General features: G+C 59.1%; 1 tRNA gene and 1 pseudogene. One reads left to right on the top strand and one right to left on the bottom strand.

What is annotated here, in order from left to right:
• Positions 1 to 258: 258 nt before the first annotated feature.
• Positions 259 to 916 (bottom strand): annotated as a pseudogene (locus tag XINFAN_RS18910) (IS5 family transposase); the annotation flags it as partial.
• Positions 917 to 1,419: 503 nt separating this feature from the next.
• Between XINFAN_RS18910 and XINFAN_RS18915 the strand changes: the two are divergent.
• Positions 1,420 to 1,507: transfer RNA gene (locus XINFAN_RS18915), tRNA-Ser, on the top strand.
• The last annotated feature ends 159 nt before the right edge of the window (positions 1,508 to 1,666 follow it).

A 1,666-nucleotide genomic window follows, 5' to 3' on the forward strand; every position in this document is an offset into this window, starting at 1 on the left:
CCACCTGACCGAATTTGGTCAGATCGTGCCACAGGGTGCAGCCAATGCGGCTCGGCTGGTTGCCATCGTGGAAGATCCGGACAGCGGTCTGCCCGTCTACGGGCCCGCTGCATAAAGATGGCTGCGGAAAAGGCCGGACACATTTCAGCACCCGATGACGCGCCAAAAGAAGTTCTGAAGATCCCTCTTGCGCAAGGGGGCGGTTACACATGCTGCACAAACGGGCTGAGGCTGAACGTATCCCTTTGCTTGCTCTCATCAGCGCATGCGACAAGTCCCGGGCGTGCCGGGTGATGTGAAGCGGTTCATGCGGAGCAGGTGAATGCCATTGGTTCGAGAGAGCCTGCGACACGATGCGGATCTGAACCTCTGCATCCCGCCGGTCGAAGTCCCTCGCCATGATGGGCTCCCACAGGAGCTTGAGGCATCTCATCCTGGCCTCCACGCAACTACGTCGGTGATATCCGGACCATTTCTTTCAGTTGGCCCGCCCGAAGCGTTTGCAGGCGCGTAGCGCCTCGTTTCGCGCCTGCAGGCCGGGATCATGGCCTTTCCACTCCCGGGCATTTCGTCCCGGCGGTATGATCGCATCGCAACCCCGGGCCGCGATGGCGGTGTGACAAGCTTTGGTGTCATAAATGTTATCGGCGGTTACGCTGCCGATCCGCTCTTGCAGCGCAATCTGCGCCAACGGATCGGGGAGGACAGACGCATCGCCGATACGGTTGCTGGTCATCTCGACGTCTTGCACCTCAAGCGTGTCAGCATCGATACCGATGTGGATCTTGCGCCACTGGCGACGGCGGCTGGCCCCGTGTTTGCGGATGAGCCGGACCAGAAAACGGTCCGGCGGATCGTTTTCCCGGCGAATGGGCCACTCGCCTTCGCCCGAGAACTTGATGCCAGTGCTGTCAACCGACCGACGGAGCGCGTTTCATGGAGGCATTGCCTCAGATGGAACTGGCAGACGGAAGGACCTTGATCACCTACACGTCCTCAGCCCTCCCATTTGGACGGCGGTGGGGCGTGGGCGGAACTGTCAGGATCGCAGCTTCGGGCCGGTTGTGGCTGTGGGTCCTGACACCGCCAGGAAAATTTTTTCCGTGCAGAAGATAACCTGCTACCGGACAAAAGCTGGTCCATCGCAACACGTTTAAACGGCTTTTACATACGGCCTTTCTGCATGAGACGCGCCGTTGACCCACTTCTGGTCCAAATTATCCACCAAGACACTATTTTAGTTTAGAACTTTATTTTCGGGCGTCTTCCCGGCTCTTCCGGATTCATGAAGCAATACGTGTCATACGTCATCGGTGGCTCGCAGAGCCTGTGCGCATTGGGGCTGGACCCGGTGTCGGGATCGGGGCTAAGAAGGGCGGCCCGCCGCATCGGGCGGCTCAGGGCGCAATGTGTGTCTCTGGACAGGTGGCCGAGTGGTTTAAGGCAGCGGTCTTGAAAACCGCCGATGCGCAAGCATCCGTGGGTTCGAATCCCACCCTGTCCGCCAAACACCGCCGATTGCCGCACAAATGATCCAGACAGGCTTTGTTGAGCTATTCGGATTGAGGCCGGACTTGTCCCTTTCCCAGATATTTTCAGCGCATGCGGACGGTCTCTGGCGTCCCGAGTGATGTGAAGCGGTTCATGCGGAGCAGGTGAATGCCAT

Origin of the sequence: Pseudogemmobacter humi (assembly GCF_900609055.1) — a bacterium.
Taxonomy (GTDB): Bacteria; Pseudomonadota; Alphaproteobacteria; order Rhodobacterales; family Rhodobacteraceae; genus Pseudogemmobacter; species Pseudogemmobacter humi.